Annotated in this window: 25 protein-coding genes and 1 pseudogene; 14 read left to right on the top strand and 12 right to left on the bottom strand. The window is 68.6% G+C overall.

The window, feature by feature from the left end; translation table 11 throughout:
• Positions 1–83: 83 nt before the first annotated feature.
• A complete protein-coding gene (locus tag OG390_RS03600) occupies positions 84–1,310 on the top strand; it encodes a cytochrome P450 (RefSeq protein WP_406164946.1) in 1,227 nt (408 codons plus the stop codon).
• Positions 1,311–1,406: 96 nt separating this feature from the next.
• On the opposite strand, the gene OG390_RS03595 is transcribed toward OG390_RS03600, so the two are convergent.
• Positions 1,407–1,577: a hypothetical protein gene (locus OG390_RS03595; protein WP_399094155.1), complete on the bottom strand. Its 171-nt coding sequence runs from the start codon at positions 1,575–1,577 to the stop codon at positions 1,407–1,409.
• A 798-nt stretch (positions 1,578–2,375) separates the two neighbouring features.
• Here OG390_RS03595 and OG390_RS03590 point away from each other — a divergent pair.
• Positions 2,376–2,900 (top strand): hypothetical protein, encoded by a 525-nt coding sequence (locus OG390_RS03590; protein WP_406164945.1) that lies wholly within the window; start codon positions 2,376–2,378, stop codon positions 2,898–2,900.
• A 105-nt stretch (positions 2,901–3,005) separates the two neighbouring features.
• Here OG390_RS03590 and OG390_RS03585 read toward each other — a convergent pair whose 3' ends face one another.
• The 5 genes from OG390_RS03585 to OG390_RS03565 all read right to left on the bottom strand — a co-directional run bounded on the left by OG390_RS03585 (position 3,006) and on the right by OG390_RS03565 (position 6,531).
• Positions 3,006–3,230: a hypothetical protein gene (locus tag OG390_RS03585; protein ID WP_406164944.1), complete on the bottom strand. Its 225-nt coding sequence runs from the start codon at positions 3,228–3,230 to the stop codon at positions 3,006–3,008.
• A complete protein-coding gene (locus OG390_RS03580) occupies positions 3,227–4,021 on the bottom strand; it encodes an AAA family ATPase (protein WP_406164943.1) in 795 nt (264 codons plus the stop codon). The genes OG390_RS03585 and OG390_RS03580 overlap by 4 nt, the downstream gene beginning before the upstream one ends.
• 461 nt (positions 4,022–4,482) lie before the next feature.
• Positions 4,483–4,974 carry a peptidylprolyl isomerase gene (locus OG390_RS03575; protein ID WP_399094143.1) on the bottom strand — a complete coding sequence of 164 codons (492 nt, stop codon included), beginning with the start codon at positions 4,972–4,974 and terminating at the stop codon, positions 4,483–4,485.
• Positions 4,975–5,292: 318 nt separating this feature from the next.
• Positions 5,293–6,234: a carboxylesterase family protein gene (locus tag OG390_RS03570; RefSeq protein WP_406164942.1), complete on the bottom strand. Its 942-nt coding sequence runs from the start codon at positions 6,232–6,234 to the stop codon at positions 5,293–5,295.
• 66 nt (positions 6,235–6,300) lie between these two features.
• On the bottom strand, positions 6,301–6,531 hold the full coding sequence (locus tag OG390_RS03565; RefSeq protein WP_406164941.1) for a hypothetical protein: 231 nt from the start codon (positions 6,529–6,531) through the stop codon (positions 6,301–6,303).
• 159 nt (positions 6,532–6,690) lie between these two features.
• Here OG390_RS03565 and OG390_RS03560 point away from each other — a divergent pair, with 159 nt between their 5' ends.
• Complete coding sequence (locus OG390_RS03560) at positions 6,691–7,155, top strand: MerR family transcriptional regulator (protein ID WP_406164940.1); 465 nt, start codon at positions 6,691–6,693, stop codon at positions 7,153–7,155.
• 8 nt (positions 7,156–7,163) lie between these two features.
• Positions 7,164–8,033: an aldo/keto reductase gene (locus OG390_RS03555; protein ID WP_406164939.1), complete on the top strand. Its 870-nt coding sequence runs from the start codon at positions 7,164–7,166 to the stop codon at positions 8,031–8,033.
• A 228-nt stretch (positions 8,034–8,261) separates the two neighbouring features.
• Here the strand turns inward: OG390_RS03555 and OG390_RS03550 are convergent, their stop codons facing one another.
• Both OG390_RS03550 and OG390_RS03545 read right to left on the bottom strand, forming a co-directional pair.
• Positions 8,262–8,996 (bottom strand): carbonic anhydrase, encoded by a 735-nt coding sequence (locus OG390_RS03550; RefSeq protein ID WP_406164938.1) that lies wholly within the window; start codon positions 8,994–8,996, stop codon positions 8,262–8,264.
• A 964-nt stretch (positions 8,997–9,960) separates the two neighbouring features.
• Positions 9,961–10,842 (bottom strand): sigma-70 family RNA polymerase sigma factor, encoded by an 882-nt coding sequence (locus OG390_RS03545; protein ID WP_406164937.1) that lies wholly within the window; start codon positions 10,840–10,842, stop codon positions 9,961–9,963.
• 97 nt (positions 10,843–10,939) lie between these two features.
• Between OG390_RS03545 and OG390_RS03540 the strand changes: the two genes are divergently transcribed.
• Positions 10,940–11,062 (top strand): hypothetical protein, encoded by a 123-nt coding sequence (locus OG390_RS03540; protein ID WP_406164936.1) that lies wholly within the window; start codon positions 10,940–10,942, stop codon positions 11,060–11,062.
• A gap of 27 nt (positions 11,063–11,089) precedes the next feature.
• Positions 11,090–11,851 (top strand): hypothetical protein, encoded by a 762-nt coding sequence (locus OG390_RS03535; RefSeq protein WP_406164935.1) that lies wholly within the window; start codon positions 11,090–11,092, stop codon positions 11,849–11,851.
• A 176-nt stretch (positions 11,852–12,027) separates the two neighbouring features.
• Here OG390_RS03535 and helR read toward each other — a convergent pair whose 3' ends face one another.
• Together helR and OG390_RS03525 are read right to left on the bottom strand one after the other, a co-directional pair.
• Complete coding sequence (gene helR / locus OG390_RS03530) at positions 12,028–14,175, bottom strand: RNA polymerase recycling motor ATPase HelR (RefSeq protein WP_406164934.1); 2,148 nt, start codon at positions 14,173–14,175, stop codon at positions 12,028–12,030.
• Positions 14,176–15,025: 850 nt separating this feature from the next.
• Positions 15,026–15,811 carry a zinc-binding alcohol dehydrogenase family protein gene (locus OG390_RS03525; protein WP_406164933.1) on the bottom strand — a complete coding sequence of 262 codons (786 nt, stop codon included), beginning with the start codon at positions 15,809–15,811 and terminating at the stop codon, positions 15,026–15,028.
• Here OG390_RS03525 and OG390_RS03520 point away from each other — a divergent pair.
• Positions 15,785–16,665 (top strand): annotated as a pseudogene (locus tag OG390_RS03520) (alpha/beta fold hydrolase). The gene OG390_RS03525 and the pseudogene OG390_RS03520 overlap by 27 nt on opposite strands.
• A 46-nt stretch (positions 16,666–16,711) precedes the next feature.
• On the opposite strand, the gene OG390_RS03515 reads toward OG390_RS03520, so the two are convergent.
• A complete protein-coding gene (locus tag OG390_RS03515; protein ID WP_406164932.1) occupies positions 16,712–17,521 on the bottom strand; it encodes a universal stress protein in 810 nt (269 codons plus the stop codon).
• A 784-nt stretch (positions 17,522–18,305) separates the two neighbouring features.
• On the opposite strand from OG390_RS03515, the gene OG390_RS03510 reads away from it, so the two are divergent.
• The 6 genes from OG390_RS03510 to OG390_RS03485 all read left to right on the top strand — a co-directional run bounded on the left by OG390_RS03510 (position 18,306) and on the right by OG390_RS03485 (position 25,227).
• Positions 18,306–18,524, top strand: coding sequence for a hypothetical protein (locus tag OG390_RS03510; protein ID WP_406164931.1), 219 nt, complete (start codon positions 18,306–18,308; stop codon positions 18,522–18,524).
• 402 nt (positions 18,525–18,926) lie between these two features.
• On the top strand, positions 18,927–20,156 hold the full coding sequence (locus OG390_RS03505; RefSeq protein WP_406164930.1) for a sensor histidine kinase: 1,230 nt from the start codon (positions 18,927–18,929) through the stop codon (positions 20,154–20,156).
• Complete coding sequence (locus tag OG390_RS03500) at positions 20,128–20,823, top strand: response regulator (RefSeq protein WP_406164929.1); 696 nt, start codon at positions 20,128–20,130, stop codon at positions 20,821–20,823. Before OG390_RS03505 ends, OG390_RS03500 begins: the two co-directional genes overlap by 29 nt.
• 148 nt (positions 20,824–20,971) lie before the next feature.
• On the top strand, positions 20,972–21,349 hold the full coding sequence (locus OG390_RS03495; protein WP_406164928.1) for a zf-HC2 domain-containing protein: 378 nt from the start codon (positions 20,972–20,974) through the stop codon (positions 21,347–21,349).
• A gap of 911 nt (positions 21,350–22,260) precedes the next feature.
• Positions 22,261–22,938, top strand: coding sequence for a histidine phosphatase family protein (locus tag OG390_RS03490; RefSeq protein WP_406164927.1), 678 nt, complete (start codon positions 22,261–22,263; stop codon positions 22,936–22,938).
• Positions 22,939–23,814: 876 nt separating this feature from the next.
• A complete protein-coding gene (locus OG390_RS03485; RefSeq protein WP_406164926.1) occupies positions 23,815–25,227 on the top strand; it encodes an alpha/beta hydrolase family protein in 1,413 nt (470 codons plus the stop codon).
• A gap of 134 nt (positions 25,228–25,361) precedes the next feature.
• Here the strand turns inward: OG390_RS03485 and OG390_RS03480 are convergent, their stop codons facing one another.
• Complete coding sequence (locus tag OG390_RS03480) at positions 25,362–25,871, bottom strand: ATP-binding protein (protein ID WP_406177476.1); 510 nt, start codon at positions 25,869–25,871, stop codon at positions 25,362–25,364.
• 305 nt (positions 25,872–26,176) lie between these two features.
• Here OG390_RS03480 and OG390_RS03475 point away from each other — a divergent pair, with 305 nt between their 5' ends.
• Positions 26,177–26,794, top strand: a complete 618-nt coding sequence (locus tag OG390_RS03475; RefSeq protein WP_406164925.1) for a TetR/AcrR family transcriptional regulator — start codon at positions 26,177–26,179, stop codon at positions 26,792–26,794.
• Positions 26,795–26,799 lie beyond the last annotated feature (5 nt).

The following is a 26,799-nucleotide window of genomic DNA, read 5'->3' as shown; positions in this document are numbered from 1 at the left end:
TCCGTAACTCGAGCCCATGGGGCATATACCATCAAAACGGAACAACTTCGCCGCATGGGTTTGTGGCGCCCCTTGGAGGCCTGATGAGCCAGCAGCCGGTCCTTCTGCCCTACGCCGATCCGGCCTTCAGGGCGGATCCCTTCCCGCTCTACCGGCAGCTGCGCGAGGACGGCCCGGTACGACGTGCCGTGATCGCCGGCGGCCTCGAGGCATGGTTGGTCACCCGCTACGAAGACGGCCTCGCAGCCCTGTCCGACTCACGGCTGAGCAGCGACGTCCGCGATGCCTCGGACCCCCGGCTTCTTGAGCGGCTGCCCGCCACGGAGCCCGAGTCGATGCTGCGCACCATGCTCCGCTCCGACCCGCCCGACCACACCCGCCTGCGCCGCCTGGTCTCCAAGGCGTTCACCGCCCGCAGGGTCGCCGAGCTGCGGCCGCGCGTGCAGGAGATCACCGACCGGCTGCTCGACGCGATCGTGCCCGCCGGCAAGGCCGACCTCGTCGAGGATTTCGCGCTGCCGCTTCCCGTCACAGTGATCTGTGAACTGCTGGGAGTGCCTGGCGCCGACCGGCACGACTTCCAGCGGTGGACCGACGAAATGATCCTTCAAGGAGGCGAGCAGCCGGACCCGGCCCGGGTGGACCGAGGGTGGCGGCAGATGAGCTCGTACCTGACCGGACTCCTCGCAGACAAGCGGGCCCGGCCCGGCGACGACCTGCTCAGCGCGCTGATCACGACCCGGGACGAGGAACACCGGCTGGACGAGGACGAGCTGATCGCCATGGCTTTTCTGCTGCTGGTGGCCGGTTACATCACTACGGTCAACCTGATCGGCAGCGGCATCGCCGCACTGCTCGCCCACCCTGACCAGCTGCAGATGCTGCGGGACGATCCGGAACTGCTGCCCGGTGCGATCGAGGAGTTCCTGCGCTACGACGGACCGGTCAACCCCGGCATCGCCCGGTTCGCGCGCGAGGACGTCACTGTCGCGGGCGTGATCATCCCGCGCGGAGCAACTGTGCTGGTCGCCTCCGCCATCGCCGATCGCGACCCGGCGCAGTTCCCGGACCCCGACCGCCTGGACATCGCCCGCCCGGACAACGCACACCTCGCCTTCGGGCACGGCATCCACTACTGCCTGGGGGCGCCACTGGCCCGGCTCGAGGGCCAGATCGCCATCGGAACCGCCCTGGGCCGCCTGCCCCACCTCAGCCTGGCCGTGCCGCGCAGCGAACTGCGATGGCGCTCGGGCGGTCTGCGCGGCCCTGCACAACTGCCAGTCACGTTCGCCCCCGACGACTCCGGCTGACAGCCCGCAGCGCGGCAGGCCACGCCTCCCGGGCGGCCGTGCGGTGCCGAGCGGCAGTGAGCCGGACCCGGCAACGCCCGGCCCGGCTCGCTGCGGTCATGCGGTCCTGATGTCGTCCACCCGCTCGCCCTCCGCCTGGGACGGCTCGGTCCTGGGGACGTCCGGGTGCTTGGCTGAACGCTCAGCCGGTTCGTCGCGCTCGCCCTCGGCCTGGGAAGGGGTGTGAGAGTACAGCCAGGTGTCGTAATCCGAGGCTTCGGACTTCATGGCGGGCCTCCCTTGGTCGCTCATCTCCCATGCTCCTCCCTCGACCCCGGCAGGGCGAGAGCAATGGGAAACGGACCGGATCGCCGTTGCGCGCCTCACTGAGCGCTGGGGCAGCCCGCAGACCCGTCAGAGGACGATCACCTGGACCGAACAGTCGCTGCCGAGGAGTCCGTAGCTCCTGCCGCGGTTCGCGGCGCCCCGTCGCCGGCCCGTCATCGCTCCGGCCACAGTGCGCGGGCGGCGTCGGACAGGCCGTCGACCGCGTCGGGCCCCGAGAGCGGCAAGTTGGAGGATGAAGCCGGGCACAGCGCCTCGCCGTGGTCAGGATCTGTGTTCTGCGGGCGTCGCGGTACTCCTGGCTCACCTTCGGACACCGCCAGCCATCTCAAGAAACCGATCAATCGTTCGGGGGCATCGACCGACAGATGGCCACCATGCCGCGCTTACTCCGGCGCCTGACCCGGTACGCGTGTGAGGATCGTGCCGTGGAGTGCGATGCGTGTGGGCGGACGATGTGGCAGTGGCCGATGCAGTCGCCTCGGTGGGAGGAGGATGGCTGGTCCTGCACCTGGTGTCAGGCCACTGCTCCCGTAGAACCGCGCCACCTGGTCGTGCAGGCCCGGGGCGAGCCGTCTCCCATGTATGAGCCGCACGTGGGTGGGACCTACGAGGACATCGACGCGTTCACTCGTAACGTCCCGCTGGACGACTCGGCGCTGGGCCTGCCGGAGGGTTTGGCCGACGCTCTGCGCTCGTGGTCGCTGTCCCGCCCGTCAGGAGGTTCCGTCTCCCGCCCGGATGTGCGCAAACGCATCAAACAGGGCCTGGTGGCTGCCCAACGACTGGCCAGGCATCTCGGGCCGTCTTGGGCAGTGCGCTACTGGGACGAGCGCCACAGCACATCGAATCGGGTGTGCTGGGGCTGCGACCGCCTTCACTGGGAACGCGACAGCCACCACACCACCGCACCCGGTCCACATCACCGTCGAAGGCGAATGCAAGTTCGGTCCGCTGCGCTCCAACGGTTTCGGGGACTTCGCCCCCGACGATCCCGCCGCCGCCCTGCACCTGCCCGACGAACTCGTCGCCGGCCTGTACGCGTGGGCAGCCGGGATCGACAACACGCTGAACCTGGACGTCCGGGACCGGGACGACGGCAAGTACGACGCCGAGTGGCAGCGGCTGTTCCGGGAGGGAATGGAGCCGGCGAGACAGGTCGCCCACGAGCTCGGCCCTGCCCGGACAGTGACCTACAAGGGCCTGGCACATGGCGGCCTGGCCGCGCTGACCTCGGTCACCTGGCAAGGGGACCGAGAACTGTAGACGCGAGGTGAACGTGACCGGGGGAGCGGAGAGAAGAACGGCCGCGTTCGCGTATGCGGCGTCTTGACCGCACATTCACCACACTCGGGTCGCGCGTCGCCCGGCTTACGAGGTGCTTGCTTGGGGGCGCAGCACGGCGGCGCCGGCGCGCAGGAGCGCGGATACGGGTGATCCCATCCATCGGGTGAGGTCGCGCGGCAGGGCGGGGTCGAACTCGATGGTCACTCGGAGGTAGCGGGTGTGCAGCTGAGTGACCTTGGTGTGGCGGGGTGGGGCGACTTCCGGCCCGCGCTGCAGTGCGGCTCGGTAGGTGTCCTTGCGCTGGTTCACGCCTTGTCCTGACGCTTGATGAGTTCGTCTGCGAGGTCCATATAGGCCGAGCCTTTGGCTTCGACCGTGCTGCCGAATGACTGGGCGTACAAGTCGAGCCGTGGAATATGGGTCGACAGCACGTCGAAGCCCCGCTCGATCAGGGCTTCGCGGGCGTCGGCATCAGGACCGGTGCGCGTCGCTTCGGGACGATTGGTGCGGTTCAGCAGGACGGTGGCACGGGCCGGCTGGGCGCGCAGGGACTGTACGTCGCCCATCTCCCCGCCGATGGGTGCCATGCGGTCCAGCTCGATGGGGGCTGGGGTCACCGGCACGATCCACTCGCTCGCGTATCGCATGATGCTCCGGGCGATCTGTGCGTGGTCCTCCATCTGCGGGGCGTCGAACACGACGGCCTGCCGGTTGCCGAGGAAGTCGTTCACGCGCCGGTGCACATCGCCCACCGGAAGGGCGACCACAGGAAACGGGAAGCCGCCCGCCAATTCGCTCCAACGCAGCGCGGAGGAGGCCGGGTCACTGTCCACCAGCAGCGGTGAGATACCCGACTCGTGAAGTGCGTGAGCCAACCAGACGGCACTGGTGGTCTTTCCCACTCCGGGTTTCAGGTTCACAAAGGCATGGCTCATCAACACAAGAGCCAACGTTAATGATCGCGAGCGGCCGGCTGCCGTCTGCGCGGGGCATACGGTCGCATGGTTCACCCCTGCGGGGCCGGTGAATCGTTCGTATGGGTCAATGCGGAAGTCGCCAGGCCACAAGGGGACCTGGGCGTGGCGGCGGGCGGCGGACACGCCATGAGGAAACGGGCCATGGGACATCAGCACTCGCCGCCACGGTGCCTGCTGTGGCCGCGACAGTGCCTGCTCTGGTCGTGACGTCGTGCCGCCCGGGCGGCACGACGCAGCATCCAGCTCCTCGCCGCGCGGACCGCCTGCCTGCGCCCCTCCTTACCGGCAGCAGACAAGCCCGATAGGGAGGGGGCGAGCTCTCATAGGCGGGCCGGGATCAGCCCCCGTGACCAAGACTCGGGCCGGGCAGCCCACGTAAGAAACATGGCAACGTGGCTGCGGACAGGCAGCGGCCCTGCCGCGACTACCCGACTGCTCGCGGCGCCGAGGCGTCGGGCACATCACTTCGCAGCAGACCGACAGGCGGCCTGTCCGCCTGCGCACAGGCTCAAGCGGACACGCCTTCCACCTTCGGTAAAGAGCTGTTCGAGTCGGCCCACCGGCTCAAACAGCAGTCAGACTGCTCAGACAGTGCCGCAGTCGGAGATGACGATCTTCTTGGCGGTAGCGCCGGAACGGCTGCCGAGCGCCTCGATCGACTTCACTACGTCCATGCCTTCGACGACCTCGCCGAAGACGACGTGCTTTCCGTCCAGCCAGTCGGTGACGATCGTGGTGATGAAGAACTGCGAGCCGTTGGTGTTCGGGCCCGCGTTGGCCATGGACAGCAGGCCCGGCTTGGTGTGCTTGAGCTTGAAGTTCTCGTCGGCGAACTTCTCGCCGTAGATGCTCTTGCCGCCCGTGCCGTTCTGGTTGGTGAAGTCGCCGCCCTGGAGCATGAAGTCCGGGATGACGCGGTGGAACGGCGAGCCCTTGTAACCGAAGCCGTGCGCGCCGGTGGCCAGCTCACGGAAGTTCTGCGCGGTCTTCGGGACCACGTCGTCGTAGAGCTTGAACTCGATACGGCCGATCGGCTCGCCGTCGGCGGTCACCTCAAAAAAGACGTTCTGGCTCATTGCTCCGATCCTCTTGACTCGAATGGTTGCCCCCCGAGCATAGGAGGCCGAGGCGCTGGGCGCGTGACCCGGGGCGATCATGCGTCGTCCGGTTCGGGACGCTGAAGCGATGAGATGTCGGCGCACCGCGTCGAGGAGATCCCGCCGGCACTTCGGGAGCCGTGGGCCCAGTGTCCCGTCCGCGGCAGGACCGCACCGTTACCGGGCGCCTTCTCCGGGCGCTTCGCGGTTCTCAGTCACGCTCTGCATGTCGGCCACGACCAGGTCGAGTTCTTGTCACCTTCGGCCCGCACAGCTCTCGATGCGGGCCGGTTGACGCTACCGGCCGACCAGCGGCAGTACGGGAAAGGTGTGGTCCTGCCAGATCAGGCGGGAAGTCTCCTCCGGGTAGGCGGTGACAGTCGGCTCCGTGTCGAAGAGCTGCACACGGCGATGCTCGGTGTCGTACGCGGGCCAACCGGGGTCGCCGTGGGCGGCGAACGCCGTCCATGCGGTGCGCATGCGGGTGGACAGCGCCTCTGCCTCCGGGGAGGGGCCTTCGCCGATCAGCGCGGCAGGCTGGCCGCGGTCCAGGTTGCCGAAGACGAGTGGCACATCGAGGCCGTGGCACGCGCCGAGGGCACCGTCCATGCCCGGAGCCGGCCAGGTCAGCTCGTAGACGTGGGCACGGCCGCCGGCGGCGGTCTGGGCCTGGGCGAGGTGGAGGCTCGGCATACGGAACAGCCAGTCGGAGTGGACCAGTTCGTACAGCTCCTCCGGGCCCGCGGCCGGAAAGCCGTCGGCGTAACGGCGCGCGGCGTCCCGGCCGGGGCCGAAGACATGCAGGGCGGTCGCCGCCTGCTCCTGTGTCACCTGGCCGAGCATGCCGTCGAGCGCGGTGAGCAGCCGTTGTTCGTCGCGGGTGTGGCCGACGAGGAGCTCGATGTCCCGACCGGCGCCATCGGTCAGGGCCTGCCATGGGGTGGCCGGCAGAGCATCACCGTCGACCACCGGTGAGAAGGGGATCGACCGGTGAGCGACTTGACCCCAGCGTTCCGCCCACTGGGTCATCTTGGCGCCGACCGCGTCACCGGCGGCGGACAACCGGGTCGGGGCCACCGTGGACAGGTCGGCCACCGTGGGCCTCAGTCCCAGCTCGGCGGCGCAGGCGGTGGCGATGTCTGCGGCGAGCTCCGGCGAGAAGAACGTGCCCGGCACACTCTGCGCGACGGCCCGGCCGAAGAGTCCGGCCGCACACTCCGTCGCCAGCAGCGCCGCCACCGATCCACGAAGACGCCGACGCCCTGGCCCGACTTCTGGCTGCCGGCGCTGATCCCGACGAGATCTTCAACAATCCGAAACAATCCGACGCTGCTCACGCACGCGATCGGCACTGAAGGCGACAGTGCCCTGCGGAGCCGCCGGCCACTGACCGTCCACACCACTGTCGTGCTGCCGGCATTCGGCGCTGACCCTGAACTTGCCGACCCTGAACTTGTTGACCCGGACGGTCATACGTCCATGGACCTTGCTGTCCGCCACGGTCACGGCCTGGCCATGAACCTGCTGGACCCGCACATCGGCAGGTGAGTTGGCAGAAGGGGATGACGACGCAGGCCATCTCGGGGAAGCCGCGGAGGTGCTCGGCGCACCGCGCCCTCACCAGCAACCGGCCCAGGGGGAGCTGCGCCGAGTGCAGTTGCTTCAAGTGCACTTGAACGTCCTGACGTTGCCGACATGACGGTGATCGACAGCACCCCCGTGAAGTCCCCGCCCGTGGACGTCTGTGTGCCCGCGGGCGGGGAGCATCCGCGACCCGACGGCCATGACCGCTACACGATCAGCGAGGTTGCGGCGTTTACCGGGCTCAGGGCTCACACCCTGCGCTGGTACGAGCAGATCGGTCTGATGCCGCACGTGGCGCGGTCGCCCAACGGCCGGCGCCTCTTTTGCAACAGGGACCTGGACTGGCTCGCCTTCGTGGGCAAGCTGCGGCTGACCGGGATGCCGGTGGCCGCCATGGTCCAGTTCGCGGAGCTGGTCCGCCAGGGCGAGGTCACCTATGACGAACGGCGGGAGATCCTGGAGCAGACCCGACACGAGGTCGTCGTGCGCATCGCGGACCTGCAGGACACGCTTGCCGTGCTCGACGTCAAGATCGACTTCTACACGGGCGCCCGCAGGGCGCCGGAAGGGGCCTGAGCGCCATCATGAGGAACGCCATCGAACCGATCCGCAAGGTCGAGTTGGGCACCGGCGGACCCCTCGTGGGAGTCCAGGGCTTAGGTGCCATGGGTATCAGCGCCGCGTATGGGCAGACGGACGACGCGGCGGCCCGCGAGACCCTGGAGGCCACCGTCGAGGCGGGCGTCACGCTCATCGACACCGCCGACATGTACGGCGTCGGCGCCAACGAGGAGTTCCTCGCGCCGTTCCTCGCCGCGCACCGCGACGAGATCACGCTGGCCACCAAGTTCGGCATCGAGTACCGCGCCGACGACCCCAGCTACCGGGCCATCCGCAACGATCCCGCCTACATCAAAAGTGCCGTCGAGGCGAGTCTGCGGCGCCTGAAAGTAGAGCTCATCGACTTCTACTACATGCACCGCCGTGACCCCGCCATCCCGCTCGCAGACTCCGTCGGCGCCATGGCCGAACTGGTACGGGAAGGCAAGGTCAAGCACCTCGGCCTGAGCGGGGTCACCGGTGCCGAACTGCGCGAGGCGCACGCCGTGCACCCGATCACCGCTCTGCAGACGGAGTGGTCGCTCTTCAGCCGGGACGTCGAGCACAGCGCGGTGGGCGCGGCGGCCGAGCTCGGGGTTGCCTTCGTGCCGTACTCGCCGCTCGGCAGGGGCTTGTCGGATGAACTGTGGGCTTTGGTTGAGCCGTTGCTGCCCGGACCGGGTCCGAAGCTGGTGGAGGGCCGGCCGTGGGTGCCGGGCCGGCAGGCGCTGTGCGGAATCCTGTTCCTGCTGCACACCGGCGTCCAAGGGGAGTACCTGCCCCAGGAACTGAACCGCTCCGGGTCTGATGGAGGCTCCGGACTGTCCCGAGTTGGGTGGAGTCGAGTTGCTTGATTTCAGGCTACTGGCGGGGTGCGGCGTTCGTACTCCACCGGGCTGAGCATGCCCAGCGCAGAGTGCCTGCGCCGATTGGGCACCATCGAAGCCGCGTCGGGTCGACTGCGGCATTGCCGTAGTCAACCCTGCCTGTGGTGCTGACTGTTAGCCGCTTCGGGACCTGGGAGAGGCGGTCCGGTTACCCGTCACCGACCCGACAACGCCCGCCCGTCTCGTCTGACCGGTTCAAGAGGGCGCGCCGACCAGGACTTCCACCTTGCCGGTGTCGAGGGAGTAGTAGGCGCCCACCACGGCAAGGGCGCCCTTTCCCACGAGTGGGGCGAGGTCCTGGTTGCCACGCAGATCGGTCGCGGTCAACTTGACCTGGGCGCGGGCCATGGTTTCGACCGGGTCGGCGCCGCCTTCCCTTACTGCCTGCTCGTATGCCGGCTGCAGAGCCTTGACGATCGCCTGCAGGTTGCCAGGCAGCGGTTTGCCGTCACGAATGGATTTGTACGCCGCCTCGACGGCGCCGCAGCGCTGATGCCCGAGGACCACGATGAGCGGGGTGCCGCTCGTCATGGGCCCGTACTCGACAGAACCAGTGACCACGGGCTCGACCGCCTCCCCGCCCGTGCGCATCACGTAAAGGTCACCCAGCCCGGTATCGAAGAGGAGTTCAGGCGGCACCCGGGAGTCGATGCATGCGAGGATGGCCCCGAAAGGCTCCTGCTCCTGGGCCACGAGCTGACGCCGGTTCGGATCCCGGTCGGGGTGTTGAAGATCTCCGCTCACCCAGCGCTCGTTGCCTTCCATCAGTCTCGCGAATGCCGCGGCGGGGGTGGTCGGCCGCGCCTTTGGCTGAGCACTGGTCGCCGACGTGGCGGCGCTCGTCGATGAGCACCCCGCAAGCGCGACCGTGGCGCCCGCAAGTGCGCCGGCAAGCAGAGCTCTACGATCCGGACGTTCTGCTTTGTCCATCGGTCGTTCCCCTCGGTGCCGCTCAGACACATCCGTGCGTCTTGACCAGGGCCATTGTTCAGCGTGGTGTGTGTGACCCGGCAGCAGGCGCAAGCGGACGCGGGCTACTTTGCCACCAACGGCCCACAGAACGGGTTCGTGCGGCGGCTTGAGCGTCTGATGCCGAGGCCCACCCTGCCCGGACGTTCTGCTTTGTCCATCGGTCGTTCCCCTCGGTGCCGCTCAGACACATCCGTGCGTCTTGACCAGGGCCATTGTTCAGCGTGGTGTGTGTGACCCGGCAGCAGGCGCAAGCGGACGCGGGCTACTTTGCCACCAACGGCCCACAGAACGGGTTCGTGCGGCGGCTTGAGCGTCTGATGCCGAGGCCCACCCTGCCCGGCTGGACTGCCGACGGCCGGGTGCTGTCCGTTCTCGTGAACATCGAGCGCGGCCCGCACTGGGTGCCTCCCGAAATGCTGACCATCCTCTGTCGGAAGTCGGTTCCGGCATCTTGGGGAGCGGTCGTGGAGCCGCCATTGCTGTTCCCGCTAGAGGGATACCAAAGAGCAGGCACCCGCCGGCGGCGTCGCCCCGCAGGCCGCCGCCTGGGCCATCGACGCCCTCTTGCTGTACGTGGCCGCCTACTGCCTCGAGGTATGGATCGCGCGGCGTTCCCGTACTCGTGCGCGAGACAATCACACGATGGAGCAGCCGAGTTGAACTGAACGGGCTCGGACCCATACAACAACGACACCAGGGCCTCCCGGCATTGCTCGGTTCGATTCGCATCCCCGAGCTACCGCGAGGCCCTGCCCTCATGCCCGCGCCACCGGAAGATCACCCCGGCGGCAAGCCTGTTCGCTACTTCGACGAGAAGGTCTTCCCATATGTAACATCGCGCCCGGTCGAGAACGGCCCATGGACGGTTGGGACAGCGAGCGCCGGGCGACCCGGCCCGCTTGCGGCGCAGGCAGCGCGAGGTCTAGTCGGGACGTGCGGTGAGGCCCGTCGACGCGAGGCGTTCCGGGTCGCTCACGGACAGGACCTCGACGATCCGACCATCGACCACGGTGCACGCCATCACGCCCAGCAGCTTGCCGTTCGCGCCCCACACCACGATCCCGGACTCGCCATTGACCAGGGCGGGACGCGCAGTCACCGCGGCACGAGCTCCGCGCTGTGCCCTGCCGGCCACCTCGGCCGCCCCCAGCCTGACGACCATGCCGCGCGCGGTGTAGGAGCGCCATGTCACGTCCGGGTCGAGCACCCGCAGCAGCCCTTCGAAGTCTCCGCTGCGCGCTGCCGCGAGAAACGCGTCGACCACAGCGCGCTGCTGCTGCCGTTCATCGGTGGGACGATGCGTGCCCTGTACCTTCCTGCGGGCCCGGCTGGCGAGCATCTTCGTGGCGTCCGTGGTCCTGCCGATGATCTGACCGATTTCCTCGAACGGCACCGCGAACATGTCGTGCAGGACGAACGCCAGCCGCTCGGTGGGGCGGAGGGTATCGAGCACCACCAGCAGCGCGAGCCCGACCGATTCGGAGAGCAGCGAGTCTTCCTCGGGTGCGCCGCCGCCGTCCTCGGTCACGATGAACTCGGGCAGCCGGTCTTCGTACGACGCCTCGGGCCGGGCCTTGCGCGAGCGCAGCACGTCGATGCAGACCCGGCCGACCATGGTGGTGAGCCGGCCGGCGAGGTTGTCGATCGCGCCCGCGTCCTGGCGCGCCAACCGCAGCCATGCCTCCTGCACCGCGTCCTCGGCGTCCGCCCGCGATCCGAGCATCCGGTAGGCCACCGCTACGAGGCGCCCGCGTTGCTGCTCGAAGGCTCCCGCCAGGGCTTGATCGAGACCTGGTCCGGTCATGTTGTCACCTTGCTCGAGCGAATTCCGTCACGGGTGTGACGGGCCCGGAGGGGCGCGGTACGCACTGTCGGCGCCGGCCCCCTGGAGGAGCTCGGCCTTGACTGACAGCCATGCGTCCGAGCACGACGGGGACGATACGGAGCGCGACCTGGCCCAGGCACGGCTGTCCACGAACTCGCCCCGGCAGGCGGAAGCTCTACTGGCCAGGGCGGCTGGGTAGTTCGAACCCGAAGCCCTGCTGCGTGAGTTGGACGGACTGCACGCCCGATTGACGGCCGAGGGCCGCCCCGCAGAGGCGGCCCTCGCGGACTTGCACCGCGAGACGGTCGACGGCCTGCGGTCTTATTTGACGTCCGTCTCCGAGACGTACGGGAGCAGGCCGGGCCAGAGCGGCGGAGGCGGGCCGATGGGCTACCGGGACCCGGTCGATGACCGCCGCGACCTGTTGGAACGGAAGGCGACGGAACTCAACGATCGCGGCGCACTGAACGCCGCGCTCGCCGTGCTGCGCCAGGCCGGCAAGGTGCCGCCCTCCAGCCCGGAGGCCGTGCCGAGGAGCGCGGGACTGCGGATGCATATGGCCGCCCGCCTGCGGTCGGCGGGACGGGCCCGGGAGGCGCTGGCGCTGCTCGACACGGTTCCCTTCGGCCCGGAGACCGGCGGCGCGCTGGCGGGTGACGCACTGACAGAGCAACTGCGCACCCGGTTCCAGAGGCTGCGTGGCCTGCTGTGCGACGACAACGGCGCCTACGAGCAGGCCCGGGTCTCCTTCGGGCAGGCGATCGAGGCGGCCGTGGCTTGCGGTGACCTCGAGGCCCGGTACCAGGCGCTGACCGGTCTCGCCGCCTCCTCCAGGCTCTGGTTGGCGAGCGTCCAGCCGCCGATCGCGTGGGTGACATCGGCACCGGCAATCAGCTCCGGCCGGGTCGGAAGGTGGCCTTGGTCGGCAACCGCGCTGAGCCACGGAACGCGGGGTCACACCGCGCCGTATTCACCAGCATCGCTGTAAATGACAGAAACCCCGCCGGATTGTTTTCCGGCGGGGCTTCTGAGGATCTGCCGAGTCGGTTGATCCCGCACTCGACCGCGTGCCGGACCTTGCAGTCCCCACGGTCGAATGGAGGTGGCTCCTTCGGCGGCGGCCCTCAGGACCGTCGGGCGGTGATCACGTCGTCTTGGCCGACTTCAGGAACTCGTGAGGATGACGAGTTGCTCGGTTGCTCGGGTCATCGCGACATAGCGGTCCACCGCCCCTTCGACGCCCTTGCCGAACGCCTCCGGGTCGATGAGGACGACCAGGTCGAATTCGAGCCCCTTCGACAGCTCCGGGGGCAGCGACCGGACGCGGGACGTCGCCCGGAATGTGGGATCGCCGATGACGCAGCCGATCCCGTCGGCATGTGAGGTGAGCCAGGTGTCCAGGATCGAGTCCAGATCCGAAGCGGATCCGTGTACGACGGGGATGTCGCTGCTGCGGATGGAGGTCGGCACGTTGGCGTCCGGGAGCACGGCTCGGATGACCGGCTCGGCTTCCGCCATGACCTCTTCGGGCGTCCGGTAGTTGACGCTCAGGGAGGCCACGTTGATCCGGTCGAGCCCGATCCGCTCGAGCCGTTCCTGCCACGACTCCGTGAACCCGTGCCTGGCCTGCGCGCGGTCTCCGACAATGGTGAAGCTCCGGGACGGGCAGCGGAGCAGCAGCATCTGCCACTCCGCGTCGGTCAGTTCCTGTGCCTCGTCCACGACGATGTGCGCGAACGGGCCGGCGAGCAGGTCCGGTTCGGTACTGGGCAGGGCGGTCTCGTCGATCAGGCTGTCCTGCAGGTCCTGTCCGCGCAGCATCGTCACCGCACCTTCACCGTCGGTATCGGCTGCGAGCACGTTGTCGATGACGCCGGCCATGCGTTCGCGTTCGGCGGCGACAGATGCGTCGTGCCGGCGCTTGCGCAGTGCCGCCTCCGGATCGCCGAGCCGCTGCCGTGCCGCGTCCAGGATCGGCAGGTCGGACACCGTCCAGGCCTGGGCGTCCGCACGCTGCAGCTTCCGCACGTCATCGGGGCTGAGCCAGGGAGCGCACATCCGCAGGTAGGCGGGTACCGACCACAGGTCTCCGACGAGGTCAGCCGCTTCGAGCAGCGGCCACGCGCGATGGAGCGTCCCGATCAGCTCCTTGTCGTGCTGCAGCGACTTCCGGAACCGGTCGGGCGCAACGTCGCCGTCGTGCTTGTCCATCAGGATCCTGAGCAACTCCTCCCAGATCTGCTCGCGCGCCTCGTTGTGCGGAGTACTTGGTCCTGGTGCTTCGAACGCCTCGGCCCAATCGTCGGCGCTCAGCCAGATGTCGGACCAGGAAGTCGTGACCGTCATCCCCTGGGCGGGCGGCTCTTCGTAGAACCTGACGGCCCTCTCGATTGCCTTCACCATGTGCGCGGACGACTTCAGCAGGGCCACGTCCGGGTCGGTCTCGGTCGCCGCCGCGGCTCCCTCGGCGACGAGGTCCCGCAGGGTGCAGGTCTGCACGCCCTCTTCCCCGAGGCTGGGGAGAACGTCGGCGACGTAGGCCAGGTAGGGCTGGTGCGGGCCGACGAACAGCACACCGCCCCGACGGTGACCGAGGCGGGGGTCGGAGTAGAGGAGGTAGGCGGAGCGGTGGAGGGCGACGACGGTCTTCCCCGTACCCGGACCGCCGTCGACGACGAGAGCGCCGCGGGATCCCGCCCGGATGATGGCGTCCTGGTCGGCCTGGATGGTGGCGAGCACATCGCGCATCCGGGGCGACCGGTTGCTGCCCAGGCTGGCGATGAAGGCGGACTGGTCGTCGAGCGCGGCGTGCCGTTCAAGCCCGTCAGCGGTGAACACTTCGTCCCAGTAGTCGCTGATCCGGCCGCGGGTCCAGCGATACCTGCGGCGGCTTGCCAGACCCATCGGGTTGGCGTGGGTCGCCGCGAAGAACGGCTCAGCCGCGGGGGAGCGCCAGTCGAGCAGCAGCCGACGCCCCGCGCTGTCGGTGAGGCCAAGTCGTCCGACGTACATGGGCTCGGGGTTGTCTGCGCTGACGATGTGTCCGAGGCACAGGTCCAGACCGAAGCGACGCAAGGCGCGCAGGCGGCCGGTCAGGCGGTGGACCTCCATGTCCCGGTCCATCGCCTGCCGGCCAATGCCGCCGGGCGCCTTGAGCGCGGCATCGAGGCGGTCGGACAGTTCGGCGATCGTCTGCTCGAGGCTCTCCGCGATGGCCGCGAAGTGCTGCTCGTCGCCGGCGATCAGCATCGGCTCGGCTTTGGGGGAGAGGCGGTCGGGCAGGTCGAACGCGCTGGTGGCCAGAGGGTTCATGTCACCAGCTCCGATCCGAGGTCGCGTCCGCGAAGCGCGGCGGCGCGCACACCCGCGCCGCGGCGCCGAGTGCCCGCAACCGCAGCGCGAGTCCCACCACCGGCTCGACGCCACCGCACGACCCATAAACCGACAACAACACACGCACTTAGTGGATCTCCTATTTCCGCAGGTTCTGGCCTCGGCCTGCGATTTTGCGGCAAGACCCGGGCCTTGCCGCAAGCCCCCCAGTGCGCTATAAGTTGAGAGTGGCAAGGAGTGAGTGACCTCCTTGCCTTTTCCTTTTGTCGCCCGTTGTGGACGGACAAGCCCTTCTCGAGGCGGCGACGCGTCACGTCCGGTGGTTTCGGCGGTCCAGGAGGATCTCCCTCTACTCGACGTGGACCCGCGTCGCAGCCGGTGCGGCCGCGTTCGTCATTGCCCTGCTGCCAGCACTCGACTTCGGATCCCGCTGGCGCTGGGCATCTCAGCATGCGAGCCCGATACACCAGCCTCGTCGATTGCGTCGACCGCTTGGCTGTCCTGCCAGTCGATCAGTGCGCCGAGGCCCTGGCTCAGTTGTACGACGAACTCGCCAAGATCCGAGCCCAAGAACGCGCAATCCCTGGAAGCGCAAGTGGCGTCGCCGCGCCCGGAACATGGCCTGAGACCAACCCTCCACGCCAAGTGGCCAACTCCGAGAGCCCTTCGGGGCTCGACGCGATTGATGTGGCCGTGTGGGGCACGGCAGGCTGGGCAGTGGCGAAGTCGCTGCCCAGCGCTGATGAGGGGCATATGGGGCGCTCCGCGCGTCCGAGGTGGCAGGGCTCGTCGCGGGAGCCGCCTCGTGGTCGGCGCCTTCCGCGTGTTGTCAGGTGACGCGGAGGATGCTCTTGCCATGGGTTGTGCCCTCGGCGAGGTGCTGCACGGCGATGGCCAGGTCTGCCAGGCCGTACTCTGCGGTGATGCCCACGCGCACCTGGCCGTCGGCGACGAGGCCGAGTGCACGGCGGACACTGTCGGCGAGCCGCTCGGGGTGGGTCTGGCTGAGCAGGTTGCTGTTGTAGGTCACGAGCGATTTGCCGTGCATGAGCAGGTCGTTGGTGTTGGCCAGGACGGGTTCGTAACTGCTGAGGTTGCCGTATGCCACCAGTCGGCCGTGCTCTGCCAACAGCTTGAGGCTGGTGTGACGGGTCGAGCCTCCGACCGGGTCGAGGATCACGTCGAACGTCTCGTCGCCGAGCTTGGTCGGGAATTCTTCGCGCAGCAGGAGCTGGTCATAGCCGAACTGGGCGGCGTGGTCGGCCCTGAGGCCATTGCCGACCACGCCGACGATCCGGCCGGCCCCGGCCAGCCGGGCGAACTGGGCGGCGAGCGTGCCCACTCCGCCGGCGGCTGCGTGGATCAGCACGCTCTCGCGAGGCCGCACACGCGCAGCGGTGTTGATCAGGTCGTAGGCGGTCGGTGCGCCCCACCCGAGACCTGCGGCTGTCCGCAGCGGCATGTCGCCGATTCCCAACGTGAGCGCGGCAGGCGCCAGGACCACCTCGGCGTAGGCGCCTGCCGTGGTCAGTGCGGTGACGGGCTCACCGACACGGCTTGCGTCGATGCCCTCGCCGACCGCGGTGACGTGGCCGGATGCCCCTCCGACGGCCACCTCGTGGTCTTTTGGCACCACGGCACGCCGAACATCGGCGCGCCCCCTGAGCCCCTCTTCCCGGCCGCCGCCCGGCTCGGCATCCGCTGGGTGTCGTACGACCGGCCGGGGTACGCGGATCCACTCCCCACCCCGGTCGGACCACAGCGTCGGTCGCTGGTGATGCAGCCGCCATCGCCGCGGCGCTGGGCATCGACCGGTTCGCGGTCATGGGACATTCCGGCGGCGGCCCGTACACGTTGGCATGCGGAGCCCTACTGCCAGAACATGTCCTTGGCGTGGTCAGCGTTGCGGGACTGGCTCCCCTCGGCGCTTCAGGGCTTTACTGGTTCGCGGGAATGACAGACTCCATGGTGGCGTCCCTGCGTGCTGCCGCCCAGCTCCCGCCCGGCACCGGTCCGCGTCACCTCGTCTTCCATCCGGCCGGAAGTCACGCGTATGTTCTCGGAGAGCTCGAGCCCACCGTCACCGTGTGCCGCTGGGATGCCGCCACCGGAGTGCTCGAGCCGGTGGGCGCGACGCCGCTCTTCCCGGACGGTGACGGTGCCGTCTCTCCGTCGGCGCCGGTCGTCTCACACAGTGGCCGCCACTTGTGGGCCGCGGTGCGTGGCACCGATACCATCGCCGTTCTGGCCCTCGACGCGGTCGGCGGGCAGGCGGACCTGATCGCGTCGGTGCCGTGCGGAGGTCGGTGGCCTCGCGATCTGGTCCTGGACCCGTCGGGGACGCGTCTGTACGTGGCGAACGAGCATTCAGGCGACGTCACATGGCTGGACATCGACTCCACAACGGGCATCCCTCACCGCGCAGGTTCCCTGTCGGTCCCGGCGGCATCCAACGTCGTCTTCGCCTGACGGCGGAGAGCTCATGCGGCAGGCATCCCTCACCGCGTAGGTCTGGTCATGCCTTGCCGCGGACGACAGTGACGGGGCAGTGCGCGTGGTGCAACAGTGCCTGGCTCACCGATCCCAAGAGCAGTCCGGCAAAACCGCCGCGTCCCCTGGCTCCGACGACCAAGAGCTGCGCAGTCCTGCTCGCCGTGATCAATACCTCGCGGGTTTCGCCGCCCACCACCTCGAGTCTGACCGTGACGTCCGGATACTTCTCCCTACGGCCGGCGAGTGCCTGGGCCAGCAGACGTTCCGCGCTCTCGGGGCTCGTGCCGAGCGGCGCATAGTCCGGCAGCAACGCGTGCACGGCCACCATCTCAGCCCCGCGTAGCGCCGCCTCAGCGAAGGCAAAGTCGACGGCTTTCTCACCGACCGGGGAGCCGTCGACACCCAGCACGATCGGCCCGGCGTCAGCCGCTTCCTCACGAACCACCATTACTGGGCACTGGCCGTGGCTGGCCAAGGACACCGCCGTTGATCCCAGCAGCATGCCGATGAAGCCCCCCATACCCCGGGGGCCGACGACCACCAGGTCCGCGGCTCGCGACTCAGCCTCCAGCACCGCCACCGCGTCGCCGGTCACCACGGCCTCGGTGACCTCCACGTCAGGCGCCACGCTCTGGGCATGCTGCGCAGCCTCGTGCACCAGGCGATTGAGCGGCGACGGGTCCAATGGCGCATGCATGGGCCTGACAGGCCAACTCAAGGCGTGCACCACACGCAGCTCCGCACCACGCCGCTGGGCTTCCCCCGCAGCCGCTTCCACTGCGGAAAGGCTCGACGACGACCCATCCACTCCCACGACGACCAGATTTCCCACCGCTCCTCCAACACTCGCTTGAGCTTCCAACCTTCACTCCGGCGATGCGTTGCTGCCAGCCGGCGAAGCCGCAGCGGCGGTGGCGAGTTTCATCAGCCGCGCGTCTGCGCGCAGCGGGTTCGACGACGCGCGGACAACAGCACGGCTGCTCTCTCGAGCATGGCGCCCGGCTGTTCGCCGCCCGCTTGACCTCGATCACCGGTGGCCCGGCGGGCGGCTCCACCACCTCGTCGTGGGCCTCCTCAGGCGGGGCGAGACAGCGGTGATGGGCGACGACGCACTTCTCGACCGTCTTGCAGTACGTCCACGGCTTGGCCGGCCTCGATGTCGATACGCGTGATGTCGAAGATGTGACCCCGCTTGAGAGCGAAGTCATCCACCCCCAAATGACGGTGCACCGAAAAAGGGCTGGTGGGAGGCCAACTTGTCGCGCAGATCGGTGTTCTGGTGGTTCACCGTCTCACGTACCCATACGCCAGGAGTCATCGCCGGTCACCCGCGATCCGGTCCCTTCGGCGTTCGGAAGAGGTGTAGAACCTTCCGATCTCGGATGGAAGCTCGTCGGAGAACGCGTAAGGGCGGCAAGCGTCCCGGTGAGGCGCGCCGGCCTGGATGGCCAGTCCCTGCCCTTCGAGGACAACAGTTTCGATGCCGCCCTGACCACGTCGACGCTGTCACCATCCCCGACGCCGATGCCGCCCTGCGCTTGGTGGGACGTGTCCTCGAGCCCGGACGGAGCCTGCACTTCCCCGAACACGGGCTGGCCCCAGCAGAGCACGAAAACGTGCGCCGTTGGCAGCTACGCCTGGAGGCGATCAACAAGCGGATCTTCGGCGGCTGCCGCCTCCCCCGGCCGACCGCCGACATGCTGACGGCCGCAGGGTTCACCCTCACGGACATCGTCGTCTTCTCCGAGAAGGACGCCCCGAAGCCCACGGGAGCCGACTCCCTCGGGACGCCCTGTCTCCGTAGCCACTTGCAACGCAACTTGGTCGAGCGATAAGTCGGATGGGGATGATCGATCGGGCCGGCGGGCGCCACGTGTCCAGCCGCGACCCGCGTACTTCTTGGCCGTGCCCGGAAGCGGTCACAGCCACTTGGATTGCCCTGCCTCAGGTGATGGCGGTCCCTGTGACGTCGAAGGCGAACAGGGCTGCATCGGTGAGCTCGGCACCGGCTGGAGCGAGGCCGGACGGACGCCCTGTCGCCCTGGAACGGACGTTCTCCCTCTGCCTGTTCGGGCCGCGACAAGTACAAGGACCGGGCGGAGCCATGACAGCTCCGTGGACGCAACCGGACTCACGGTGGAGCCGACCCGGTCGGCCTTCGTGCTGGAAGCGCCCCGGAGCCGCCCCTGCCGTGGCGAGACGATGCCCGAACCGGTCACCGACCCTACGGTGATGGCATGACGGTGCTCAACAGTTGGAGGCGGCAAGGGCGAGCCCGGAACCGCGCAGTCGACATCCTGGGCGTGGCTGTGCTGTGCGTGCTGTCGGTCGTGGCTGCCTCGATCGACCCGCACCAGCACCAGTTCGTGTTGCGCTGGCCCGCCGTGGTGTTGGCTGCCGTCGGCTGCTCCGCGCTGGTCTGGCGGCGTCGCCACCCGTTCGGCGTACTGGCCGTCGCCGTTGGCTGCGGGGTGGTCTTTCCGATGCTCGGGTTCCGGGAGAGTCCACTGGTGACAAGCCCGGTTCTGGTGTCCGTCTACAACGTCGCCGTGCGGACCGACCGGCGCACCGCCTGGACCGCGGCGGCTGTCTCGGCTGCCGTCATGGTGGGCGCCGTCGCGGTGTGGTCCTCGAACTCGTGGCTGGACCCGGACCATGTTGCGACGGTGGCCTGGACGGCTCTGCCGGCCGCCGTCGGGGACGGACTGCGTTCACGGCGCGCCTATGTGGCGGCCGTGGAGGAACGGGCGGAGCATGCCGAGCGCACCCGCGAGCAGGAAGCACGGCAGCGAGTGGCGGCCGAACGCGTCCGGATCGCACGCGAGCTGCACGACATCGTCGCGCACCACATCGCCTTGATCAACGCTCAGGCAGGCGTCGCCGTCCATCTGGTGGACCAGCGCCCGGAACAAATCCTGACGGCTCTGGAGAACATCCGGGACACCAGCCGTTCCGCGCTGGACGAACTACGGGTGACCGTAGGCTTGCTGCGGCAGTCCGACGAGCCGGTGGCGCCCCGCGACCCGATGCCGGGCCTTGCACAAGTACCCGCACTTCTGGCGTCGTTCGAACGCGCCGGGCTGGCCGTGAGCCACACGCGGCGGGGCACCACCGAACCGCTGGAGCCGGCGGTCGACCTGGCCGCGTACCGCATCGTGCAGGAGTCCTTGACCAATGTGCGCAAGCACGCCGGCGCCGACCATGCCCGGCTGTTCCTGCACTACGACAGTGAACGGCTGACGATCACCGTCGAGGACGACGGATGTGCCGGAACGCACCGTCCTCACCCGGGGGCCGGTCACGGGCTGATCGGGATGCGTGAGCGGGCTACCACGATCGGAGGCACGCTGTATGCGGGACCGCGCCCCGAGGGCGGTTTCACCGTGACCGCCGAACTGCCGCTGCGCCCCAGCCCGGCACTGGATCGGAGCCTTGAGCATGACGATTCGTGTACTGCTTGCCGATGACCAGGCCCTGCTGCGGGGCACCTTCCGAATGCTGTTCGACGCCACGGATGACATGGAGACCGTGGCCGAGGCGTCCAACGGCCGGGAGGCAGTAGAGCTGGCCGACGCGCAGCGCCCGGATGTGGTCCTGATGGACATCCGCATGCCGGAGATGGACGGCCTCGAGGCGACACGGCTCATCACCGAGTCCGAGGACCTCGCAGAGGTGAAGGTGCTCATCCTGACCACGTTCGAAGATGACGAGCATGTCGCCGAAGCACTGCGTGCGGGTGCGAGCGGCTTTCTCGGCAAGGGTGCGCGGCCCGAGGAGCTCCTCGATGCCGTCCGCACGGTCGCTGACGGTGAGGCCTTGCTGTCCCCGTCAGCGACGCGAGCGTTGATCACTCGTTTTCTGGCCCAGCCGGATCCATGCCCGGTGGCCGTACATGAACGGCTGGAGAGCTTGACGCCGCGGGAACGCGACGTCACGAGCCTCGTCGCGCTGGGCCTGTCCAACGACGAGATCGCCGAGCGCCTGTTCGTCAGCCCGCTGACCGCCAAGACCCATATCAACCGGGCCATGACCAAGCTGGCAGCTCGTGACCGCGCCCAGCTCGTGGTCATCGCCTACCAGTGCGGGCTCGTCAGTCCGGCCACGGAACCGGATCGCTCCCAGCAACCCGCATAGTCCCCAGCACGGTGCCCTCATCTTCTGTCCCAGCCGTAGGCCGGCCTCTCGCATACCGCAGCCGTGGTAGCCGGAAGTCGCTGCGTGGGGACGACGCGCTGAGGGCCGTTTCTGGGCGATGGTGAAACCCTGAAACGGAGGTTTCGCCATGACCGCAGCCCACTGCCTGACCAAGAAGTCCGACGAAGAGACGGCCATCGAGGAATGCCGCACGATTCGTGCACTACTGGCCGGACACGAACTCAATTCCCTCGCACCCGATGAGGCAAGCGCGGTGCGGGCTCACCAGGCAACCTGCAACACGTGCCGGGACGAGCACGACTGCCGCACAGCCGTGCCCGCACACCTCTCTCTTCTGCGCGACGCCCTGGCCTGCGGCAAAGGCCGAAACACGCGGCTGCACGCGGCCACCCGGGCCGACTGCGGCCACCCCACGCCCAGTCACCGCCGGCCACACCGAGCGACCCTGACCATGCAACTCACACTGTCTCAATGGGTCAACAGGACAACGTCGCACATCAGGTGAGCAGACCTCGCGAAAGCGGCGTGGAAACCGTGGATCAGCTGATCGGCCAGGTCGTGGCCCCTCGCTGAGGCAGATCGGGATGAGGCCGGCGGCTGGTCGCACATCCGCCATGAAGGGGCGCCCTTCACTTGGCAGATCCTGCGGCCCTCGGGTTTGAGAAGGATGTAATGCCGCAACCATGGATAGGCCTTGCGGCTCTCATCCGGGAGGACCAGAGCGCAGATCCCGCTCTGGTCCGGCAAGGGTTGCGCTCGCGGAGTTGGCGTCGGCTCTGTCGAGCGGGCCTGGCCGGTGGTTCGAGAAAGTTGGGGACGGGGTTGCTCTCTGTCCGTTGTCCACGTCCTCGCTGAAGCGGATCTGTGTACACGCGAGGCAAGTCGCCCGGCAAGATCGGTTGCTCCTCCCGTGCCGCCCGGTGCCGAGGGTCACCCTGCAGGCTTCCGACCCCCGGTCGGCCGGGTGGCGGGGGCTGCGCCAGCCAGTCGGCGGGGGCGGTTCCGGACACCTGCCGGATAGTTTTGACCGGCAGCGTCTCCGACCCTGGATCACATGACGCACGACGTACCAGAGGCCGCGCCGTCCGAGGTGGCATCCGCCGCCCGCCCTGGTTCGCTCCGCTCGCCGGGTTCTCCCTGGTCCTTCTCACCGGCGGGTCGCAGCCGCGGACCGGGGCGCAGGGGTGCGGGTCGAATTGTTCGACACCGGCGAGTACGTGGTACTGACCTGGCAGCCCTCCACCATCGTCGTATGGCGGCGGCCAGGCTCGGCTTACCCGTCGCGGCATACACGCCAAGCTCGCCCTTCTCGGCGGCGCCGGCCGTACTCGGCTACGGAGGCTCTCCAGGGCACCCACGGCTTTCGACGGTCTCACCCCATCCGGCGTCACGCCGGGCCAGGAAGGAGGTAGGCCGATGTCGGTCAGCCTGACATTCATGTGCGCGCCTGTCGGGGGCACCAGGGATGCAGTCTTCGGTGACGATCTCCTCAGTGAGCGCGGCCTGCGTGAGACACGCGCCGCCCGCGCAATGCTCCCCCCGTACTCGCTGGCCATCCGGGCACCGTCGAACCGCTGCGCGCAGACCGCTGGGGTTCTCGGCCTGGAGACCACACTCGAACCCGCACTGCGCGACTTCGACTACGGCATGTGGCGCGGCCGCACAGTGGGCGAAGTCGCCACCGACGACCCCTACACGTACGCCGCCTGGCTAACCGACCCGGATGCCGCGCCGCCCGGAGGCGAGTCCGTACGCCGGCTCTGCCGCCGAACCGCCAACTGGCTGAGCAGCGTGCCGACTGGCACGGGCCGCGTATTGGCCATCACCGAACCAGCCGTTGTCCGGGCCTCGCTCGTCCATGCTCTGTCCGCACCGGCAACAGCCTTCTGGCATTTCGATGTGCCCCCCTTGTCCGCGGTCTCCCTCACACTGCGTGGTGGCCGCTGGAACGTTCGGCTCGGCCACATCCCCCCTGACAGAGCCGGCACCACTCGCACGGTTCCTCTGCCTTGTGTCGCTGCACAGGATAAGAGGGTGCTCGTGTGGGGCGAGGCGGTGAGCGACGAGCCGTACGAGCTCATCGCCCGGGTATGACCCGCTGACCACACCAGTGGGACAAGCAGGGCGAACAGACCGAGCGGCCTGGAGAACAGGGCGGGCAGGAGCCCTGAGGGCGAGGGAGCGCAACGCGGCGGTTGCTGCGATCCGCCGCGTTCCTGCGGCCAGGCGGAGTCTGTTGGCGCAGCCCGGTATACCAGGCAGAACGCCGGGCGCGGCGGGGTACGGGAGCCGGAAGTCAACGGCTCCGGGTTGCGCGGCGCCGCCGTTGTGCGGGCGGAGGCGGCGAGACGGTGTCTTCCTCGTCCTCCTGCGGCGCCAGTTCCACGGTGTAGCGGGGCTGGAGAAACAGGTCGTGGTATTGGGGCGCAGCCGGCGAGCCTGCTGCATTCTGCATGGGGGACGCGGGATCACGGTGGGGAGAAGCAGCGGGCATACACAACCGTCCGGAGTCGAGGGCCGCGCGGATTCCATGCGGAGCCGTCGACCGGTGAGTACCGGTATCCGTCGGCTCCGCGCGCGCCAGCCCTATTAGATCCTATGAATGGTCGACGGGAGGGCAGCGCGCAGCGTGAGAAGCGACGCAGAAGGGGGGCCGGTCGGCCGCGCCGATGCCGGCGCCCCCCACGCGCCTCACTGGCTCGGTTCTCGCCATCTCTGTGATCGGCACGACGAGTGGTGGAATGCGGGCTTCCGGTCTGCCGAACTTCTCGAGGCGTCCGGCGACGAGGCACTGTCCGGAAGGCGTCAGAGCGGGCCTTCGGCCCCTGGTCGTGGGATGCGTCGGCGGTCGAGGGAGCACATCTGCCTCCGCGCCATTGAGGCCCCGAGGGACTGTGTGAAGCGCCGTTCGGGGGATCGGCGGGTGTCGCGGAGAGGGTCCGGGCGGCACGGCTCGTACGTTCGGCTGGCATGACAGACGTACCGCGTGATCGCGCATCCAGCCCCACCCGCCGCACCGCGCTGGGCGGGCTCGTCGGTGGGGCCGGAGCCGTGCTGGCCGCCGGATGCACCCCGTTGAACGCATCGCCCGCATCCGCGCGCACCCCCAGCCTTACGGCGTCGGCCTCCGCCCCGGCGGGCAATCCCACGCCCGGGGCGATGACTCTCTTCAATGACCAGGCCTTCAACTTCAACGGGCTGCTCGCGCTCGGCGCGTCCGGCTACGGCGCCGGTGAGGTGGGCGAGGTACTCACCGCCGTGAACGCGATCAACAAGGCCGGCCTCTCGGCGCAGACGTACACCGAGACCTTCAAGGCACTCGGCGATCAGTTGATGGAGCCGCCCCAGGGCAGCAAGGCCGGGATGGAGACCACACGTTTCCGTGCGCTGCGTGCCGCTCAGTACTACGGTCAGGCGCTGTTCTTCGTCCTCGGCTCCGAGGACCCCGGCAGCGAGAAACAGCTGTACCAGGCCGGGCGTGGCGCCTGGGACAAGTTCTGCAAGCTGTGCGACCCGGCAGCCGTGACGGCGAACGTCCCGTACGGGAAGACCCCGCTGCCTGTGTGGTTCTTCCGGCCGGACGCCTCCGGCAAGCGGCGCCCCACCGTGATCCTCACCAACGGCAGCGACGGGCAGAACGTCGACATGTGGACCTACGGCGTTCCGGCGGCTCTGCGGCGCGGCTGGAACGCACTGGTGTACGACGGGCCCGGCCAGGGGCAGCTGCTCTTCGTGGACCAGGTGGTCTTCACTCCGCATTGGGAGACCGTGGTCACGGCGCTTGTCGACTGGCTGGCCGCCCGGTCGGATGTGGACCCGGGCAAGATCGCCCTGACCGGGCTGAGCATGGCGGGGGACCTGGCCCCCAGGGCCGCGGCCTTCGAGAACAGGATCGCGGCTGTGGTGGCGATGCCCGGAGTGCTCGCGCCCTGGTTGGGCTTTCCTCCGGAAATCCGGAAGATCCTCACCCCGGACAAGGAGGAGACCAACAACGTCTGGAACAAGGAGGTCGTCCCCGAGCTGCCTTCGTCCGCGGCTGCGACGATGAAGAAGCGCATCGAGCCCTTCTCCGTGCCGGCGATGCTCGACGCCCGCGAGGGCAAGATGTTCACCGACTTCTACACGCCCGCCAGACTCATTGAGTCCCTGGACATCACGAACGTCGTGGCCCGCATCAAGATGCCCACGCTGGTCCTCGACTACGACGACGAGCAGTTCTATCCCGGCCAGCCGCGCCAGATGTTCGACAAGCTGACGGCTCCCAAGGACTACGTGAAGCTCACCGCGGCCACCGGCGCGCAGATGCACTGCTCCCCGATGGCCCCGCAGCAGCACTGCGAGGTCGTCTTCGACTGGCTGCAGGAGAAGCTGTCAGGCAGGTGACTTCTGCGGGCAGCTCCGCGGGGATGGCCTGGGCCGCCCTGCCCGAGGTGTTAATCGCGGCCACGGCCAGTCTGCCGCTCGGAGCACCGCTGGGTCCTGAAGCTCCGTTGATCGCGCTACGGCCCCACCGTCGCCTATTCTGCGGCGTCTTCTACGGTTCCTCGACAGAAGGGACCGGTCAGTTCGAACCAGGTGGTCTTGCCGGTCCCCGTCTCGTAGCTGCCCCAGCCGTCGCTGAGCAGATCGAGGAGTTCGGTACCGCGACCGCCTTCCGCATCCGGGGTGGCGCTCCGCCGTATCGGGGTGGCCAGGTTGGTGTCCTCGACTTCGCATCGCAGGCCGTCGGCGGTCACCCGCAGGTTGAGCCGTACGGGGCCGGGCGCGTGGCGCAGGGCATTGGTGACCAGTTCGCTGACCAGCAGCTCGGCGGTGTCGGCCAGGTGGCTCAGATTCCACTCGTCAAGGCGCCCCGTCACCGCTCGCCGGGCCCGGCCCACCGACCTGAGGTCTAGCGCCAGCGGCCAGGACGCCTCGAAGGGCGTGGCCCGCGCGGCAGGTGCGTCCAATGGGCGCAGAGGCGCCAGGGTGCGTGCCCACAGGCCACGCTGACGTGCGAACCATGACGTCGACGCGTCCTTCGCCATCCATTCCTCCTGCTGCACGCCGGTCGGCAGGCCGACGGTGAGGCGATGGGTCGGGCTGGCCATGGTGAATCAATCCCTTCTGCGGTGTCGAGTGGCCCGGTGGTCCGGGGCGAAGTCGCGCTCCTCGAGATCAGAGGACTGCTTCGCCGGGCTCACCTTTCGCGTAGCACTTGCTACATCAACAGGATACATGTAGCAGATGCTACGGTAAAGGGGTAAAGCGGTGCGCACTGGACATAGGGGTGTCGTCCGTTCGTCACCGTGCTTCAGATCGTCCATTCCTCACCGCGCTTCGGGAGGCGCCCATGCCGCGCCCGGCGGATCCGGCCAAGCGCCGGGAGCTACTGGACCGCGTTCGCGCATACGTGCTTCAGAACGGGCTGTCCGACCTGTCCCTGCGCCCCATGGCGCGGTCGCTGGGTACCAGCGACCGCATGCTCCTGTACTACTTCGGAACCAAGGACCGACTTATCTCGGAGGCCCTCGCCATCGACGAGAGGCGACCGCTTCTGAGGGGCCGGGAGGTCCTGGCCGTGGTCGGTCCGCCGAAGGATGCCGTCGGCCTGCGCCGCTTCCTCGAAGAGCTGTGGCAGCAGTTCGACACCCCCGACCTCCATGCGGCGCTCCCGCTGTACTTCGAGATGATGACCACCAGCCTGTTGCATCCCGACCGGTACGGGCCGTTGATGCGTGATCTCCTCGCCGAATGGACGGACCTCATCACCACAGTCTTCAGCGGCCTGGGTCTGCCCGAAGCGCGCGCCAGGCGCGAGGCCACCCTGCTGGTGGACGCCGTTTTCGGCCTTGTCTGCGCGCCGCTGGCAACCGGCGACTGGGACCAAGCCGCCACGGCCTTCCGTCTTCTCCTCGACCGCCTCGAGCCCGGTTGGCGAACAACGCACGAAGAAGCCCGGGATGCGTAGAGGTC

Source organism: Streptomyces sp. NBC_00996, from assembly GCF_045162675.1.
GTDB lineage: Bacteria > Actinomycetota > Actinomycetes > Streptomycetales > Streptomycetaceae > Streptomyces.
This window is presented reverse-complemented; position numbering and strand designations above follow the sequence as displayed.

What these genes read in the sequence shown, in the direction of transcription:
- OG390_RS03595 (WP_399094155.1), bottom strand. Translation starts at nt 1,577, where the DNA reads ATGAAGTCCGAAGCCTCGGATTACGACACCTGGCTGTACTCTCACACC.
- OG390_RS03560 (WP_406164940.1), top strand. Translation starts at nt 6,691, where the DNA reads ATGACGGTGATCGACAGCACCCCCGTGAAGTCCCCGCCCGTGGACGTC.
- OG390_RS03600 (WP_406164946.1), top strand. Translation starts at nt 84, where the DNA reads ATGAGCCAGCAGCCGGTCCTTCTGCCCTACGCCGATCCGGCCTTCAGG.
- OG390_RS03550 (WP_406164938.1), bottom strand. Translation starts at nt 8,996, where the DNA reads ATGGACAAAGCAGAACGTCCGGATCGTAGAGCTCTGCTTGCCGGCGCA.
- OG390_RS03485 (WP_406164926.1), top strand. Translation starts at nt 23,815, where the DNA reads ATGACAGACGTACCGCGTGATCGCGCATCCAGCCCCACCCGCCGCACC.
- helR (WP_406164934.1), bottom strand. Translation starts at nt 14,175, where the DNA reads ATGAACCCTCTGGCCACCAGCGCGTTCGACCTGCCCGACCGCCTCTCC.
- OG390_RS03495 (WP_406164928.1), top strand. Translation starts at nt 20,972, where the DNA reads ATGACCGCAGCCCACTGCCTGACCAAGAAGTCCGACGAAGAGACGGCC.
- OG390_RS03480 (WP_406177476.1), bottom strand. Translation starts at nt 25,871, where the DNA reads ATGGCGAAGGACGCGTCGACGTCATGGTTCGCACGTCAGCGTGGCCTG.
- OG390_RS03545 (WP_406164937.1), bottom strand. Translation starts at nt 10,842, where the DNA reads ATGACCGGACCAGGTCTCGATCAAGCCCTGGCGGGAGCCTTCGAGCAG.
- OG390_RS03555 (WP_406164939.1), top strand. Translation starts at nt 7,164, where the DNA reads ATGAGGAACGCCATCGAACCGATCCGCAAGGTCGAGTTGGGCACCGGC.
- OG390_RS03475 (WP_406164925.1), top strand. Translation starts at nt 26,177, where the DNA reads ATGCCGCGCCCGGCGGATCCGGCCAAGCGCCGGGAGCTACTGGACCGC.
- OG390_RS03590 (WP_406164945.1), top strand. Translation starts at nt 2,376, where the DNA reads ATGTGCGCAAACGCATCAAACAGGGCCTGGTGGCTGCCCAACGACTGG.
- OG390_RS03500 (WP_406164929.1), top strand. Translation starts at nt 20,128, where the DNA reads ATGACGATTCGTGTACTGCTTGCCGATGACCAGGCCCTGCTGCGGGGC.
- OG390_RS03575 (WP_399094143.1), bottom strand. Translation starts at nt 4,974, where the DNA reads ATGAGCCAGAACGTCTTTTTTGAGGTGACCGCCGACGGCGAGCCGATC.
- OG390_RS03490 (WP_406164927.1), top strand. Translation starts at nt 22,261, where the DNA reads ATGTCGGTCAGCCTGACATTCATGTGCGCGCCTGTCGGGGGCACCAGG.
- OG390_RS03505 (WP_406164930.1), top strand. Translation starts at nt 18,927, where the DNA reads ATGACGGTGCTCAACAGTTGGAGGCGGCAAGGGCGAGCCCGGAACCGC.